Here is a 16698-nt window from a genome sequence, read left to right as displayed (position 1 = left end):
CTACGCGCTGCAGATGCGGACGTCAGAATGTGATCGCATCGAGCCAAGCAGAGCGTTCACACTCTGTCGGTGATGGAGATCCGGGAAGGCGACTAAGGCGTTCGACGCACCACGAAGGCGGGGTCGATGGTCCGCAGGGTGTCGGGCTCGAAGCCGTGCTTGACGCCCCAGAGCACGGCCTGGGAGCGTCGTTCCACTCCCATCTTCCGGTAGGCCGAGCGGATGTAGGTCTTGACCGAGTTGATGCTGAGAAAGGCGCGGTCGGCGATCTCCTGGTTGCTCAGCCCCTGGGTGATCAGGGCGATGATCTCGGCTTCGCGCGAGGACAAGCCGGCAGAGCGTCCGGGCCAGTCGCCTCGTCCGTCCACGCTCGACTCGTTGTTACCGGGCAGGATCACGACCTCGCCCGCGACGACCCGCTTGAGCGCGTTGACGATCTGAGGCCCGGTGAGAACCTTGGAGAGGTAGCCACGGGCTCCGCCAGCGATTGCTTGCACCACCATCTCTGGCTGGACGTTCCAGGAGTAGACCACTACCTTCGCACCGCTGTCCCGGACGAAGTCCTCGAGGTCTATCCCCTTGCCCTGGATCTGGGCGAAGGTGTCGAAGAGGACCACGTCAACGTCGCTCAGGACGGTCTGGGAAGCGCCGGTCTCGACGACGTCGATGCTCTCGTTGGCGAGGAAGGTGGCGACTCCGGCAACCACGACGGCGTAGTCATCCACGATGGCCAGGCGGATCCGAGGTTGGTTCACCTCCCCACCGTAGTGCGGCTTTCGCGGAGCGAGCGTGGGGCGACCCGTCATCGGCACGAGCGCGGTCGCCGATCCGGGCGAAGGTAGCCGCTCTGGCCCGTGCGAGGCCCAGCGAGACCCCAATTTCAGCGATGTCTCGCGACAGGGGACTCGAGTTCTTGCCGACTCGGTCGAACATGACAGGCCTGCACGCGTCGAGACGCGCTGTGGTCGAGAAGATCCGAAGAGGTGCGGAGTTGAGGGGGGCGTCATGCTTCGAAGGTTGACCGCTGCAGTGTCCATGGTGGTGTTCACGCTTCTCGTGCCAGCCGGACCGGCCGAGGCCATGTCGGGAGAAGCGGTCTCGGGCGCTGGCACGTTCACCGGCAACAGCCTGTGCCCCAGTGGCAGAGAGTTCACGATCGATGCCGTGGGCAGCGGAGACGCTGATGCCGCCACCGGCTCGTTCTCCTACTCCTGCGGGAGTACCGGTCAGCTGGCGAGCGGGACCATCGACTGCCTGCGGGTCGTCACGCAGCCGGGACGGAACAACGTGGTGTCCCACTACGCGACCATGGGTGGCGTGGTGACCACGGCGTCGGCGACGCCGTTCACTGGGCTACCTGCCGGCACGGCTGTGACCGTCACGGTCTACGACGAGAATTTCTCGGTCTTCACGGTCCCCCAGTTCGGCGTCACACCCGCGGCCACGACCTGCTCGAGCAACGATGGTGGTCAAGCCCAGACCATCGCCACCGGTGATGTGGACATCGTCATCACCCAGGACGTCGATGGCGACGGTGTCGTCGATGGGCGCGACAACTGCCCGGAGGATGCCAACACGCGTCAGTCCGATCCGGACGGGGATGGACTCGGTGAACCGTGCGACGACTGCCCGGATGTGGCCAACGGCGGCCAGGCCGACACCGACAACGATGGGATCGGGAACGCCTGTGACTCCACCCCGACCGGCGACACCGACACGGATGGTGTCGACAACGCGGTGGACAACTGCCCGGCTGTGGCCAACGGCGGCCAGGCCGACACCGACGGTGATGGGGTCGGGAACGCGTGTGACTCCACCCCGACCGGGGACACCGACGCGGATGGTGTCGACAACGCGGTGGACAACTGCCCGGCTGTGGCCAACGGCGGCCAGGCCGACACCGACAACGATGGGATCGGGAACGCCTGTGACTCCACCCCGACCGGCGACACCGACGCGGATGGTGTCGACAACGCGGTGGACAACTGCCCGGCTGTGGCCAACGGCGATCAGGCCGACGCCGACGGTGATGGGGTCGGGAACGCGTGTGACTCCACCCCGACCGGGGACACCGACGCGGATGGTGTCGACAACGCGGTGGACAACTGCCCGGCTGTGGCCAACGGCGGCCAGGCCGACACCGACAACGATGGGATCGGGAACGCGTGTGACTCCACCCCGACCGGCGACACCGACGCGGATGGTGTCGACAACGCGGTGGACAACTGCCCGGCTGTGGCCAACGGCGGCCAGGCCGACGCCGACGGTGATGGGGTCGGGAACGCGTGTGACTCCACCCCGACCGGGGACACCGACGCGGATGGTGTCGACAACGCGGTGGACAACTGCCCGGCTGTGGCCAACGGCGGCCAGGCCGACGCCGACGGTGATGGGGTCGGGAACGCGTGTGACTCCACCCCGACCGGGGACACCGACGCGGATGGTGTCGACAACGCGGTGGACAACTGCCCGGCTGTGGCCAACGGCGGCCAGGCCGACGCCGACGGTGACGGGGTCGGGAACGCGTGTGACTCCACCCCGACCGGCAACCCCCAGTGCGCGGACGGAGCCGACAACGACGGAGACGGGTACACCGACTACCCCGCCGACCCCGGTTGCGCCTCGGTCTCCGACGACACCGAGTCGCCCAATCCGAGCAACGCGCCCAGCTGCGACGGCCGTCGGGCCACCGTGTACGTCGCGAACGGGAGGATCGTCGGCGGACCGGACTCCGGCCAGGCCTACACCGGTACCCTGCGCGGAACCGCTGGTGCGGACGTCATCAGGGCGACCGCGAGGGCTGACACGGTGGTGGCGGGCAGCGGCAACGACTCGGTGTGCGCTTCGGGGGGTGCCGACACCGTCCTCGGCGAGGCAGATGCTGACCGGCTGTTCGGCGGAGGCGGGAACGACAACGTCTCCGGCGGCACCGGCGCCGACAGGCTGCAAGGCGCAGCTGGGAACGACACGCTGACCGGGGGAGATGGTCCTGACCGCTTCGTCGGCGGCAGTGGCACCGACACCGCCACGGACTACAGCCGTGCGCAAGGAGACACCCTCGCCAGCGTCCCCTAGGCATTGCCCACTCCTGGCTCTCGTCCGGAGGGGACCTGGCCGGACGGCGCGCACGCTCCGCGGCAGATCCGCCCTTCGAGACCACGTGCGTGATGCCGCCGGCGCTCCCGCGGCGAGTTCGGCTGGGACGTCGGCCGCCGGTGGTCCTCCTCGCGGGGTCGGCCGGATGAGCTCGAAGCCAGGCGATCGTGACCAGTTCGGTCTCGTCGCGGCGGGTGGTCGCCGCCGGCTCCCGGCTTTCGGGTCCTGGCCCCGTGTCCGTGGCTTGCTGGCCGTGGATGGTTGCGACCGACAGGGCAGCTACGGGAAGGGTGGGTGGGTGGTCGTCGCCGGTTCCCGGCTTTCCGGCGTGCGGTCCCGGGGGCCGCGCCGGCTGTGGAAAGCGGCTCGGAATCGTGACCTGTTCGTTACCCAGGACCCTGTGGAGCAAGGGGTTCTGGGCCTCTCGGTGTCGGTGGCCGGTGCTTGAGTAGGACCATGACAGCGATGGCCACACCCCGGCACCGAGTCTCGGTGGCCGTCGCCCACGCCCACGCCGAGATCGATGCGGTCGCGGACGCCTCGGTGCGGTCCATGGACGCTGTGGAGACCACCGCGACCCTCGTCTCGCTCACCCGGCTGAAGGCGCAGGTCGCCGAGCTCGAGGCGCGGGTCGCCGAGCACGCCGACGACGAACAGGTCGACGCGTGGGCGCACCGGACCCGGCAGACCAAGCCCGCGGTGCTCGGCCAGGTGAAGCTCGGCCAGGCCCTCGTCACCCGCGGCCATGTCCGCGACGCGCTCGCGGCCGGTGACCTGGTGGTCGAGCAGGCCCGGGTGATCGTCACCGCGCTCGACCAGCTCCCCGGCGACCTCGACACCGCCCTGGTGGACCGGGCCGAGCGGCACCTGGTCGCCGCCGGCCGCGAGCACACCGCCCCCACCCTGCGGATCCTGGGCAAGCGGCTGATGGACGTGGTCGCCCCCGACCTGGCGGACGAGTACGAAGCGAAGCAGCTCGCCCGCGAAGAGGCCGACGCGCTGCTGGCTACCACGTTCACGATGGTCGATGACGGGCACGGCAAGTGCCACGGGAAGTTCACGGTCCCGTCCTTCCACGGTGCCGCGCTGAAGAAGATGCTGCTCGCGATCGCCGCCCCCAAGCACCGCACCGCCACCGACGGCCCCGCAGCCCCCGGCGCCGGGGTGGTGCCCCGGCCCGGCCGGGAACGCCTGGGCCGCGCGTTCTGCGAGCTCATCGAGCGCTACCCCGCCCACCAGCTCCCCCAGACCGGCGGAGTCTCCGCCACCATCGTGGTCACCATGACCCTCGAGACCCTCGAAGGCCGCCTCGAGCAGGCCGCGCTCCTGGACACCGGGGGAGAAGATCACCGCCGCCACCGCCCGCCGGCTGGCCTGCGAGGCCGGCCTGATCCCCGCCGTGCTCGGCGGCAACTCCGAGGTCCTCGACCTCGGCCGCACCCGCCGCTTCCACACCAAGGCCCAACGAACCGCGATCGGGATCCGCGACCAGCACTGCACCGAACCCGGCTGCGATTGGCCACCCGCGATGTGCCACGTCCACCACGACATCCCGTGGAGCCGAGGCGGACCCACCGACGTCGAGCACGGCAGGCTCCTCTGCCCGAAACACCACACCAGGTTCCACCGACGAACCTAGGCCGACCTGCCCGACGAAGCACCACCACAGACCGGCCGACGGGCGCGGTCCCGCCCGCCAACACCCCAACGCCGCGAGCCGCGCGAAATGCGGCTTGATCCGGATGCTTTGTGCGCGCCCTACTCAACATCGGCGAGGCAACAGAAGGAGCGCTGTGGAATGTTCCGAGGCATCGGTCACCGGGGATTAGGCGTAACGGCCGCATTATGACCGTCCAACCGAGACGCTCGCTCGGCCCGTTGCCTCACTGGGGCCCTGTCCTGGCCATGGCGCTGACCCTCTTGGTGGCTGCCGCCGCGGGATACGTCTGCGCGGGCTACCAGGCGGCTCATCGACTCACCGCGTGTCAACGGGTCGCCTCGCACCAACCGATGGACAGCTCGACCGTGCCACCACCCTCAGATGAGGACGTACTGCAGTGTCTTGGCACTGACTAAGTCGCGGGGGTCGGATGGTCCGGGTGAAAGGCGCCAAGCTCCGCTCATCGGCTGCGTGCGTCCGACGTGCAACCCCACTCGCCACCACCGACGAGCGGGAAGTTCACTGGCGACGGGCCCGAAGGACGTAGGTGCCTCCTTCGACGTCCACGATCCCGCCGTGGCGTTCGATCGACTCCCGCAACGCTGACCTGAGGCGATGGAGGATCTCCGGTCGGAGTCGGCGGTGATCACCGAAGGTCGCGACGAGGTCGGCCCACTGGGCACCGGTCAGGCGGCGCTGCCAGCGGTACGTGCGTGGCGCGGACGCGGTGAAGGCGGGGTGGCTGGTGAACGGATCGGGAGCGTCGGGGACCCCGCCGGGGGCGCCACCGATCACCGTGGCGGCCGGAGCGAGGTCGGCGTAGATCGCCCGGAACTCGGTGAGCAGGTCCGCGGGGACCACGTGGTAGTTCCAGAACCTCGCCAGCCGGCCGCCGGGCTCGAGCAGCCGTGCAGCCTTCTCCAAGCCAGCGACGGGACCGATCCAGTGCCAGGCGTGTCCGCACGTGATGAGGTCGAATCGGCGTCCCGCGTCGTCCCAGTCCTCGAACCGGCCGATCTCGACCGTGATGCCGTGCTGTCGGGCGACCGCCGCCATGCGGGGGTCGGGGTCGACGCCGAGGACCGGTACTCGTCTGCGCGCGAGCTCGACGGCCACCTTCCCGGTGCCACACCCCACGTCGAGCCCCGCGATCACCGGGACGACGACGAGGTCGTCGAGGAGGGCCGCGGGGTAGCCGGACCGCGACCGGTCGTACGCGGACGCGTCCACCCCGAACGACAGTGCTCGGTCGCGCTCCGGGTGCAGGTCCTCCAGCGGCACACCTCCAGTCTGGCCCTCGGCAGTCGAGGACGTCCCGCCCGAGGGTCGTGAGAGCTAGGCTCGTGTCCGGAGCCGAAGGCCCAGGAGGTGTCTCATGAAGATCGAGTTCATCGCCAGTGTCGCCGTCATCACGCCCACACCGTCGGAGAGCCGACGGCTGTACATGGACGCGCTCGGTCTGCCGCTCAAGCAGCTCGACGGCGAGTACTTCGCCAGCGAGGAGATCGGCGGTTGCCAGCACTTCGGGGTGTGGCCGCTCGAACAGGCCGCCCAGGCGTGCTTCGGCCAGAGCTCATGGCCCGATGACGTAGCGGTGCCACAGGTGAGCGTGGAGTTCGAGGTGGCGAACGCCGACGCAGTCGCCGCGGGTGCTGATGAGCTCCGAGCGAGTGGATACGAGCTGCTGCACGACGCACGTGAGGAGCCGTGGGGTCAGACAGTCGCCCGTCTGATCTCGCCCGAAGGCACCGTGGTCGGGTTGTCGTACGCGCCGTCGCTGCACGGATAGCAGCACCCGTTCAAGCCCCTCCATCAGCGGTGGAGGCAGCCCCGTGGATCACGGTGACGAGCTGGTCCCGGCTGGGCCCGGGGGCGTACGACGGCCGCCAACCCGATTCGTAGACAGCTCGAGCCAGCGGCTCGGCCGGTTGGAGACAGGTCGGGAGTGCGGTCATGGCCCAGTAGGGTTCGGCGTACTCGTTGATCCGGGGGTCGGCCTGGGCCGCCTCGCAGATGCGCTCGGTCGTCAACGGGCCGGTCAGGTCGAGCGCCGCACCTTGCCAGCGCGCCACTGCATCGGTGTCGATGGCGATGTGGTCCTCGACCCAGGGCCGGACGAACTCGTCGCACCACGCGCCGAACGGGTGGACGAGGGAGCCGGGATCGGCGCCGTCGTCCAACAGCTCCAGGAGGGCGTCGACCTGCGAGAACGCCATCGCAACCCCGCGTCCGCGGGTGGGGGTCGTCGTTGCCACGGCATCGCCGACCGAGACCAGCCCGGCGAGCCGGCGCTGCGATCGGTAGACGTTGCGCAGGGCGCCGCCCACCATCACCGGGCTGGTCGGCCTCGCTCGGTCGGGGTCGGTCCAGACGGCGAGCGCGGGAACGGCGCGGCAGGCCTCGTCGAACACGGCGTCGAGCCGAAGCGGCTTCAACGCGTCGTCCGCGGTCGGGCAGACGAAGAGCACGGAGAAGTGTCCGGCCTCGTGCAGGAACACCAGGACCTGGTAGCCGTCGTAGCTGTTGAAGCTGCCGAGCGGATTGTCCATGGGACCCGGTTCGGCTCCGGGCAGCAGCTGGTAGGTGCGGTCGACGTAGGTCAGCCCGCACAGGCCCTCCAGCTCCGGATCGGTCGTCCGATCGATCCGGCTCGAGCGACCCGACGCATCAACCACGAGGTCCGCTGTCAGTGGGACCTTGTCGACCACGGCACCCGTGACCCGCCCGCCGTCGGAGAGCAGCCCGTCGACGTGTCCGGTGCGAAGCGTCAGCCCGGGCGTGTCCGAGGCGGTGCTGCGAAGGGCTCGCTCCAGGACTGAACGACGCGAGCGGTTGCCGATGGTCCGGGTGCCCGCACCCGGGACCTCGACGACCATCGGCTCGGCGCCGACGCCCGTCCACGCGTCGTACGCCGCAGGCCACCGTCGCTGCAGCACGTCGGCCACCTGCGGCCGGAACCCGTGGGCATGCTCGAACTGCATGACTCCGCGGCGCCGCCAGGTGCCGTCCGCGGACGGACCGGGGTCGCGGTCGACCGAGGTGACGTCGTGCCCGCGCTCCGCCAGCGCCGCGCCGACCAGCATTCCGGTCGGCCCGGAGCCGAGGACCAGGACCTTCATGTCGAACCACGGTCCGCCTCGCGCCGCGGGGTGTCAACGCGATTCGGACCGAGTGCGCGCCGCCGCTCTCGGGATCGACTCCCGCCAGGTCCGCCGCGAGACCTCGTCCCCGTCCAGCGTGGCAACGGTCTCGATCTCCACGCCGTAGCCGGCCCCGGTGACCGCGACATCCATCGTGGACACCACCTGCACGGCAACGCCCGGCCACGTCAGGTCGTACGTCGTGACCGCGTGGGCGGTCTGCTCCCAGGTACGCCGGTCCACGGTCACCTCGCCGCGGTAGTCCTCGCGGGCCCAGCCGTCGTACGGCGTGTCGTAGTCGGCGACGGTGTGCGTCCGGGCGGTGGTGGTCCGGCGCAGGACGTCGTCCTCGATCGACCATCCGACGCCGTGCATCGACTCCGACGAGTGCTCGGCACCCGGCGTGAACGTGGGCACCGGGAAGGAGCCCGCCAGCAGCGGCAGGGAGACCGAGCCGGCATGGACGGTCAGCGTGACGGGGGCGGGCGGTGCGATGGTGTTCGGCCAGTCCGAGCCGGCGACGCTGACGCGGAGGCGGTTGCCGGGGGACCACTGGAAGGCGCAGGCGTCCAGGTCGAGCTCGACGTCGTACTCCTGGCCGGGCACGAGCGACGCCGGCCGGCCGTGCACCCCGTCGCGGAAGGCCAGGTCGAGGGTGCCGCGGGTGACCAGGGCGGAGGTGCCGTCGGGGAAGACGTCGCAGAGCTTGACCGAGAGCGAGGCGACGGGCTGGTCGACGCTGATCCGGAGCACCGCGCGGGGCTGGCCGACCACGGGGTCGTGCGGGGGTGCGGTGTCCCAGGTCAGTGACCGGGCGTCGTCGAGGCGCTGGTCGCCGGACTGGCCCCAGGGCAGGTGGCCGGCACAGTCGATCCAGGCGGCGGTCCCCGTGTCGGGTACGACGGTCAGCACGGACGGGCCGGGCAGCGACACCGACCACGGCCGCGTCGGCGGGACCGACGGCAGCGAGAGCCAGTAGCCCTCGTGCAGGTCCAGGTCGGGCTCGGGCCCGGTCGACGTGCGGACGAACACGTCGCAGCCGGATGTGAAGCCGGAGGTGGAGTCGGAGGTGGAGCCGCGCAGCCAGCGGTCGAACCAGGCCGCCATCTCGACGTCCAGGTCGATCCGGGGCCCGGGCATCGCGACCTTCGGGTCGGCGTGGGCCCACGGCCCCGCGAGCAGGCGGTGCGGCACGCCGGAGGCAGCGAGCGCGGCGACGGTGCGGAAGGAGTTGTTCCGGTAGCCGTCCGCCCAGCCGGCGACCAGCATCGTGGGGACGTGGATCCGGTCGTAGCCGTCGCCGGCGGCGCCGAGGCGCACCGACCCGCCGCGCCAGTAGTCGCCGTGCACGTTCTCCCGAAGCCAGGTCAGCACCCACGGCTCGTTGGTCGCGAGCCGCCGCGACCACTCGTCCCGCCACCCGTCGCCCCACACGGCGGGCACGGGTGGCAGCACGCACATCGGCGTCATGTAGTGGTTGTAGTCGACGAGGTCGACCAGCTTCAGGGCGCCGCCGCGCCAGTGCACGTCGTCGGTCCACCGGTCGTCGCTGCTGTAGATCGCGAACACCGCACCCAGCGCCGGCGGCCGCTCGCAGGCGAGCTGCAGTGAGTTGAAGCCGGAGTACGACGTGCCGAACATGCCGACTCGCCCGTTGCACCAGTCCTGTGCCGCGAGCCAGGCGATCACCTCGGCCAGGTCCGCCTGCTCCTCGGGCGGGTACTCGTCGGTCGCGTCTCCCGACGACGACCCGGTGCCGCGGACGTCGACCCGGCAGAGCGCGAACCCGAACCGGTCGCGGAGGTCCTCGTAGCCGGCGGCGTACGACGAGGTCAGGTCGTCCTTGCGGTACGGCAGCGCCTCGAGCAGGCACGGCTGCGGGCCGGTGGCCGGGTCGGGCAGGTAGAGCGTCGCCGCGAGCTCGACGCCGTCCCGCACCCGGATCCGGACCTCCCGGGACGACGCGGTCATGCGAGCATCGCCAGGACGTCGGGGGAGTGCAGCGACTCGCTGGTGTTGCCGTCGCGGCCGACCGTGGTGGGCGCGGTGAACATCGAGTTCAGGACGGCCTCCTCGGCGGCCTCGACGACCGCGGCGAACAGCGGGTCGAGGGCGCGGCCGCCGAGTGGCGTACCGTCCAGCGCCTGCTCGCGGTCCATCCGCAGCCCGAGGCCGAGACCCAGGAAGATCTCGCCGCTGCCGTGGTGCGCCACCGACCCGGCGCGGGCCAGCCCGAGCCCGACCCGGCGGGCCAGCCGGGCGCACGCGGCGCCGTCGACCGGCGCATCGGTCACCACGAGCCCGATGCAGGAACCCGCCGGCCGGGCGGGCGCGGACGGCGCCGGCGGCAGCCGCCGGCCCACGGGTACGCCGGTCACCACCAGGTCCTCACGCGCGCCGAAGTTCGTCAGCAGCAGCACGGCCACGGTGTGGCCGCCCACGACCCGCGACGACGTGCCGATGCCGCCCTTGAAGCCGAGGCACGTCATGCCGGTCCCGGCACCGACCGCGCCCTCGTCCGGAGCGGGCGACGAGCCGCGCGAGGCCAGCGCCGCGTCGTGCGCGGCGACGACGTCGGAGGAGGTCACGTGCATCCGGCGGCAGTCGTTGAGGAACGAGTCGTCGCACTCGCCGACGACCGGGATGACCACGTCGTCCGCGACACCGCGGTCGCGGTCCAGCTCGATCTGGCACGCGGCGTCGTACACGCGGCCGAGCTGCATGGTCGAGGTCAGGTAGACCGGCGTCTCCGCGGCCGCCCACTCGGCGGCGGTGATGAACCCCGTGCACTCGCCCGCGCCGTTCAGCACCGCGCCGCCGGCGGGGACCGGCCGCCGGTACGCGTCCTCGGCGAGCAGCAGGCAGCTGACGCCGGTGCGCGCGACCACCGGGTCGTCGCGCCACACCGTCGCGTGCCCGAGCCCGACGCCGGCGACGTCGAGGACCGAGTTCGTCGGGCCGGTGGGCAGCACGCCGACCCGGATCCCCAGCTCCCGTGCGCGCGGCATGCCGACATCCTGCCGGAGCCCCGCGCGAACGGGTGGGATGCTGACGCCGTGGGCATCCCCGTGGTCTGGTCGCCGGCGACCAGGAAGCACGTGCCGGAGCACGAGGTCTGGGTCGGCGTGCCGACGCCCGGCACCGAGCTGCCCGAGCGCGTCGACGTCATCCTCGCCGCCCTGGAGGCGCACCCGCTGCACGAGGCGACCCCGCACGACGACCGGCTCCTGACCGCCGTCCACGACGAGGCGCTGCTGGAGTTCCTCGCGACCGCCGCCGACGACTGGGCCCGCGGTCCGTACGACGAGCTGGTCGGCCAGGACCGCGTCGTGCCGTACTTCTTCCCGACCGACGCGCTGCTCGCCGGCATGCCCCCGACACCGCCGGCGGCGCTGCACGGCAGGGCCGGCGTGTACTGCTACGACACGATGACGCTGGTCGGACCCGGCACCTGGGAGGCCGCCCGCGCGGCCGTCGACGTGGCGCTCACCGCGGTCGACCTCGTGACCGCGGGGGAGCGGGCGGCGTACGCGCTCTGCCGTCCGCCCGGCCACCACGTCACGCCGCGCGGGTACGGCGGCTCGTGCTACCTCAACAACGCGGCGGTCGCCGCCGAGGCGCTGCGCGCCGCCGGCCACGAGCGGGTCGCAGTCGTCGACCTCGACGCGCACCACGGCAACGGCACGCAGGCGGTGTTCTGGGAGCGTCCCGACGTCCGGTACGGCTCGCTGCACGTCGACCCCGCCGCGGGCTGGTTCCCGCACGTGTTCGGCCACGCGACCGAGACCGGCGCGGGCGCGGGAGCGGGTACGACGCGCAACCTCCCGCTGCCCGAGGGCACCGGTGACGACCGCTGGGTCGGGTCCGTCGGCGAGCTCGCGGACTGGGCGTCCGACTGCGACGCGCTGGTCGTCTCGCTCGGGGTCGACGCCGCCGGTGACGACCCCGAGAGCCCTCTCCAGGTCACCGCGGACGGCTTCCGCGCCGCCGGGCGGCTGCTCGGGGCGCTCGGCGTGCCCAGCGTGCTGGTCCAGGAGGGCGGCTACGACCTCACGAGCATGGGCGGGCTGGTCGCGGCGTACCTCGACGGCCACGCCGGCTGATCGACACGCACCCGGACCCGACCTGGGACGGTGTCCGGTACGTACTGGGTAGGGTGCGTGCACGGGGGAAAGGGTTCGATGAGATTCAGGTACCGGCCGTTCCAGGCCGCCGTGATCGGGTTGCTCGCTGCCCTGATCACGGCCTGCGCCGCGTTCGCCCCGCTGTACGACCGCGCGATGCGCCAAGCGCTCTCCGACATCGTCATCGACCAGACCCCGCCGGCGCTGAGCGGTCTCCAGGCGTCCGCCGCCTACACCCAGCAGGGCGGCTTCGGCTTCCACGAGCAGGCTCCGCCGCCGCCCCCGGACGTGGTGCTCTCGAAGATCCCGCCCGATCTGCGTGTCCACTACCGCGACCCGATCGCCGGCTACACCGCCGCGGTCACGAAGAACCCGGCCGGGCCCGCCGACCCGGGCTCGAACCTGGTCTGGCGCGACGGCGAGTGCGAGCACCTCGAGCTCGTCGACGGCGTGTGTCCCTCCCGACCCGGCGAGATCGTCGTCAGCGAGGCCGACGTCGACAACTTCGGGTTCACGACGGGCACCACGTTCACGGTCGCCGGCATCCCCAGGAACGCCGAGGGCGGCGGGCACGCAACGCCGACGAACGTCCACCTGACCGTCACCGGTGTCTACCGCCAGGTGCCGAGCGACTACTGGTTCGGACTGCTGCTCACCGGTCGCTCGGGTACGACGGACCCGCTGCCGCCGAACCACCTCCAGGCCGACGTCTGGCTCACGTCACAGAAGACGTTCGAGTCCCGCAGGCTCCCGACGTTCCCGCAGGAGACGTCGACCGTCGCCCTCCCGCTGGACCGGGAAGCCGTCGGCGTCGACGACCTGCTCACCATCGGGACCGCGGTCGACGAGCTCGAGAAGCACCCGAGCGCGATCTCGGGCGCCACGGTCACCTACCTGTCGGGCGTGTCCGACCTGGCCCAGAACGTGCGCGACCAGACCGACCAGTCCCGGGTCACCGTCCCCCTGCTGATGGCCCAGCTCGGCCTGCTCGCGGTCGTCGTCCTCTGGCTGGTGCTGCTCGCCGTCACGGAGCAACGACGTCCGGAGGTGGCACTGGCCCGCCTGCGTGGCCGCGGACGTCGCGGTGCCCGCAGGCTCCTGGCCGGCGAGCTGCTGCCGGTGGCGCTGGCCGGAGTGGTCCCCGGCGTGCTGCTCGCCCTGCTCGGCACCTGGTTCGCCCGTACGGCCGTGCTGCCCGGCGATGCGCCGTTCGAGCTCCGCACACCCCTGCTGTACGCCGTCCTGATCGCGGTCGGCGTGCTCACGCTGGTCACGGTCCTAGCGGTCGTGCGGGTCTCCCGCGAGCCGGTCGTCACGCTGCTGCGCCGGGTCCCTCCCCGGCGTACCGGCTGGAGCCTGGGCGTCGCCGACGCGCTGGTGATCGCCGGCTGCGGCGGCGTGGTCGTCGTCTTCGCGACCGGGGGCCTCGACGGCCCGATCGCCCTCGCAGCGCCCGGCCTGCTGGCCATCGTGGTCGGGCTGGTGCTCGCGCACCTGACCACCCCGACCGCCGCACTCGTCGGCGGTCGCCTGCTCCGGGGCGGCCGGGTGCGGGCGGGCGTGAGCGTGGTCGACGCGGCCCGCAGTCCCGCGACCCGCCGGATCGTCGCGATCGTGACCCTGGCGACGGCCCTGTCGGTCTTCTCCGCCGACGCGCTGCTGGTCGGCGACCGCAACCGCGCGTCCGCGGCCGAGCAGCAGGCCGGCGCTCCGGTCGTCGCCGAGGTGACCGGCGTCGACGTGCTCGCGGTCCGCGCAGCGCTCGCCGACGTCGACCCCGACGGCACGCTCGCCACCCCGGTCGTCCGCACCGTCCCCGCGAACAACACCGCACGGGTGACCGTGGCGGTGATCCCGGACCAGTTCCGGCGGATCGCGCTGTTCCCGGGCGGGGGCCCGTCGGACGAGGTGTGGAAGCGGTTGCGCGCGCCGGGCACCGCGCCGATCGCACTCACCGGCGAGCACGTGGACCTGACGCTGACCGGCAGCTCCCTGCGGTCCCAGCGGGTCGGCGGCGACCCGCAGCCGATCACCTTCGGCGTCGACCTGGAGGTCGTCGACACCGGTGAGACGCTGCACGTCGCGCTCGGCGACATCCCGAAGCCCGCGAAGACCGTGCACCTGAGCAGCGACGTCAGCTGCAGCGCCGGGTGCAACCTGACCGGCATCTGGCTCGGCACCCTGCCCGGCGCCACGATGAGTGGCCACGCAACGGTCGGCGCCCTGACCACCGGCGACGACTCGATCCCCCTCGGGCCATCGGGTCAGTGGAACGGCTTCCAGGACGCCAGCGAGGGCAGCATCCAGGCGGACGAGGGCAGCAGCCCCGACGACTTCGTCCTGCGGGTGGACGGCCGGGGTGCGTCCCAGCTGAGCATGTCGCAGGCGTGGGTCCCCGGCCAGCTGCCGGCGCTGGTCGCGGGCTCGTTGCCCCCGGGCAGCGCCGAGAACCGGTTCACCCTCAGCGGGCTCGACGGCGAGGACCAGCCCGCAGCACGCGCGGGCACCATCGAGCGGGTGCCCGCGGCGGGGCCGCAGACCTCGGTCGTCAACCTCGACCTGGCCGAGCGCGGCACCGAGGTGGCGCCGACCGACCGGGTCTCGGTCTGGCTCGCGAACGAGGACCCGGCCCTCCTCGCCGAGGTCCGCGACGCGCTCGCCGACCACCACGTCCGGATGGCCGCGATCCGCAAGCTCTCCGACGTCCGCGAGTCGTACGACGAGTCCGCTGCCGCCTGGAGCCTCCAGCTGGCGGCCTTGATCGGCGCCGCCGCGCTGCTGATCGCGCTGCTCGTGCTCGTCGTGAGCGCGGTGAGCAGCTGGCGGTTCCGCACCCGCGACCTCGCGGCGCTGCGGATGGCCGGCGTACCCCGCCGCTCGATCGACCGGATGTCGGTGGTCGCCCAGCTGCCCGCGGTCGTGATCGGCGTGGTCGCCGGCACCGCCGTGGGGCTGTACGGCGCCCAGCTCGCGCTGCCGATCGTGCCGCTGTTCGCGGAGGACCCGCTGGTCTCGACGCTGGACCTCGACGTCGCGTGGGGCGCGGTGCTGGTGGCGGCGCTGGCCGCGCTGGTCGTGCTCGGCCTGGGTGCCGTGCTGATCGGCCGCGCGATGGCGCGGCGCTCGGAGCTCCGAATCCTGAGGGAGGGCGCTCTGTGACTGTGACCTCTGCCGTAACCACCACGGGCATGCGAGTGAGTACTTCCAGACTTGTCCACATCTACCGGTCCGAGGGGCACGAGGTGGCGGCGCTGTCGGGTGTCGACCTGGACGTGCCGGCGGGCGGCATGGTCGGCCTGCTCGGACCGTCGGGTGCCGGCAAGTCGACGCTGCTGAACCTCCTCGCCGGGGTGTTCCGGCCCAGCGCCGGCAAGATCTTCGTCGGGGGCCTGGAGCTGTCGGCGGCGTCGGACCGGCAGCTGGACGGGATGCGCGCCCAGGACGTGTCGTTGATGCTCCAGGGCGCGCACCGCAACCTGCTGCCGTACTACACGCCGTACGAGAACGTCCGGTTCGCCCAGGGTGCGGCCCGCCGGGCCGGCAAGGACGTCCCGGAGCCGGACGAGGTCCTGGACCAGGTCGGGCTGGCCGACGACGCCCACGAGCCGCTCGCCTCGCTGACGCCGGGGCACCTCCAGCTGGCGGCGCTCGCCGTCGCCATGGCCCCGCGGCCCGGGCTGCTGCTCGCCGACGAGCCGACCAGCCAGCTCGACCATCCCGCCCGGGACCGGGTGCTGGAGCGGATGTCGGTCGTGAACCGCGAGCTCGGCACCACGGTCGTGCTCGTCACGCACGACCCCGACGTGGCGGCGTACCTCCCGCGCACGATCACGATCCGCGACGGCCGGGTCGGCGGCGAGGGGCGCAGCGGCGAGGAGTACGCCGTGATCACGCCGGACGGCTTCCTGCCGTTGCCGCTGCACATCCGCGAGGAGCTCGCCCCGGGCACGCTGGTCCGGTTCCACCGCAACGAGGACGGCGACTTCGTCCTGCTCACCGAGGAGGGCCACCACCATGGATGAGCTGCGCGCCGAGGCCGTCCGGGTGGAGTACGCCGACCTGGTGGCGGTCCGGGACGTCGACCTCGTCGTGCACCCGGGCCAGCTGATCTCGGTCACCGGGCCCTCCGGCGCAGGTAAGTCGTCGCTGCTGTGGGCGCTCGCGGGCGCGCTGCGGCCGGCCGCGGGGCGGGTGCTGCTCGCCGACGAGCCGCTGGGGAACCGCGAGCAGGCGGCCGCGCGCGGGGTCGCGCTGGTGCCGCAGGGCAACGGGCTGGCCTCCTCGCTGACCGCGGCGGAGAACGTGCTGGTGCCGCTGCTGTCGAGCGGGGTCGCGGCCGACGAGGCGTACCGGCGTACCGGCGAGGCGCTGACGCTGGTCGGCCTCGAGGAGTCCGGCAACCACCTGATCGAGGAGCTCTCGGGCGGCCAGCAGCAGCGGGTGGCGCTGGCGCGGGCGTTCGCGGCGCACGCCACCGTCCTGCTCGCCGACGAGCCGACGAGCGACCTGGACGCCGCGAACCGGGAGCGCGCCGTGGCCGCCCTGCGCGCCGAGGCGGACCGCGGCGCGATCGTGGTGATGGCCACCCACGACCCGGAGGCGGCCGAGCAGACCGACGCGGAGCTGCACCTCGACGAGGGCGTCGCGACCTGGGCGCGGACGCCGGTCTAGCCCGGAG

The 16698-nt window shown here is 72.2% G+C and carries 12 protein-coding genes; 7 read left to right on the top strand and 5 right to left on the bottom strand.

Annotated features, from left to right (window positions below):
• Positions 1 to 92: 92 nt before the first annotated feature.
• Positions 93 to 806: a LuxR C-terminal-related transcriptional regulator gene (locus tag ACVW2K_RS17140; protein ID WP_457203348.1), complete on the bottom strand. Its 714-nt coding sequence runs from the start codon at positions 804 to 806 to the stop codon at positions 93 to 95.
• 211 nt (positions 807 to 1017) lie between these two features.
• On the opposite strand from ACVW2K_RS17140, the gene ACVW2K_RS17135 reads away from it, so the two are divergent.
• Both ACVW2K_RS17135 and ACVW2K_RS17130 read left to right on the top strand, forming a co-directional pair.
• Positions 1018 to 3075, top strand: coding sequence for a thrombospondin type 3 repeat-containing protein (locus ACVW2K_RS17135; RefSeq protein WP_457203347.1), 2058 nt, complete (start codon positions 1018 to 1020; stop codon positions 3073 to 3075).
• 486 nt (positions 3076 to 3561) lie between these two features.
• Positions 3562 to 4833: a DUF222 domain-containing protein gene (locus ACVW2K_RS17130; protein ID WP_457203346.1), complete on the top strand. Its 1272-nt coding sequence runs from the start codon at positions 3562 to 3564 to the stop codon at positions 4831 to 4833.
• 442 nt (positions 4834 to 5275) lie between these two features.
• Here ACVW2K_RS17130 and ACVW2K_RS17125 read toward each other — a convergent pair whose 3' ends face one another.
• Positions 5276 to 6037 carry a class I SAM-dependent methyltransferase gene (locus tag ACVW2K_RS17125; RefSeq protein ID WP_457203345.1) on the bottom strand — a complete coding sequence of 254 codons (762 nt, stop codon included), beginning with the start codon at positions 6035 to 6037 and terminating at the stop codon, positions 5276 to 5278.
• Between the two features lie 94 nt (positions 6038 to 6131).
• Here ACVW2K_RS17125 and ACVW2K_RS17120 point away from each other — a divergent pair, with 94 nt between their 5' ends.
• On the top strand, positions 6132 to 6545 hold the full coding sequence (locus tag ACVW2K_RS17120; protein WP_457203344.1) for a hypothetical protein: 414 nt from the start codon (positions 6132 to 6134) through the stop codon (positions 6543 to 6545).
• Between the two features lie 10 nt (positions 6546 to 6555).
• Here ACVW2K_RS17120 and ACVW2K_RS17115 read toward each other — a convergent pair whose 3' ends face one another.
• Genes ACVW2K_RS17115 through ACVW2K_RS17105 form a run of 3 tightly spaced genes read right to left on the bottom strand, consistent with a single transcriptional unit; the run spans position 6556 to position 10904 of the window.
• On the bottom strand, positions 6556 to 7875 hold the full coding sequence (locus ACVW2K_RS17115; RefSeq protein WP_457203343.1) for an FAD-dependent oxidoreductase: 1320 nt from the start codon (positions 7873 to 7875) through the stop codon (positions 6556 to 6558).
• A gap of 33 nt (positions 7876 to 7908) precedes the next feature.
• Positions 7909 to 9867: a CocE/NonD family hydrolase gene (locus ACVW2K_RS17110; RefSeq protein WP_457203342.1), complete on the bottom strand. Its 1959-nt coding sequence runs from the start codon at positions 9865 to 9867 to the stop codon at positions 7909 to 7911.
• Entirely contained in the window at positions 9864 to 10904 is a 1041-nt protein-coding gene (locus ACVW2K_RS17105) for a P1 family peptidase (RefSeq protein ID WP_457203341.1), read from the bottom strand. Before ACVW2K_RS17105 ends, ACVW2K_RS17110 begins: the two co-directional genes overlap by 4 nt.
• Before the next feature lie 48 nt (positions 10905 to 10952).
• Here ACVW2K_RS17105 and ACVW2K_RS17100 point away from each other — a divergent pair, with 48 nt between their 5' ends.
• The 4 genes from ACVW2K_RS17100 to ACVW2K_RS17085 all read left to right on the top strand — a co-directional run bounded on the left by ACVW2K_RS17100 (position 10953) and on the right by ACVW2K_RS17085 (position 16691).
• Entirely contained in the window at positions 10953 to 11999 is a 1047-nt protein-coding gene (locus tag ACVW2K_RS17100) for a hypothetical protein (protein ID WP_457203340.1), read from the top strand.
• Positions 12000 to 12077: 78 nt separating this feature from the next.
• Complete coding sequence (locus ACVW2K_RS17095) at positions 12078 to 15179, top strand: FtsX-like permease family protein (protein WP_457203339.1); 3102 nt, start codon at positions 12078 to 12080, stop codon at positions 15177 to 15179.
• An 83-nt stretch (positions 15180 to 15262) separates the two neighbouring features.
• Positions 15263 to 16042: an ABC transporter ATP-binding protein gene (locus tag ACVW2K_RS17090; RefSeq protein ID WP_457203338.1), complete on the top strand. Its 780-nt coding sequence runs from the start codon at positions 15263 to 15265 to the stop codon at positions 16040 to 16042.
• Positions 16035 to 16691 carry an ABC transporter ATP-binding protein gene (locus ACVW2K_RS17085; RefSeq protein WP_457203337.1) on the top strand — a complete coding sequence of 219 codons (657 nt, stop codon included), beginning with the start codon at positions 16035 to 16037 and terminating at the stop codon, positions 16689 to 16691. Before ACVW2K_RS17090 ends, ACVW2K_RS17085 begins: the two co-directional genes overlap by 8 nt.
• Positions 16692 to 16698: the final 7 nt, after the last annotated feature.

The organism is Nocardioides sp. HB32 (genome assembly GCF_054058995.1).
Note: the sequence above shows the minus strand (reverse complement) of the source record. Positions and strands in the feature narration are given on the sequence as shown.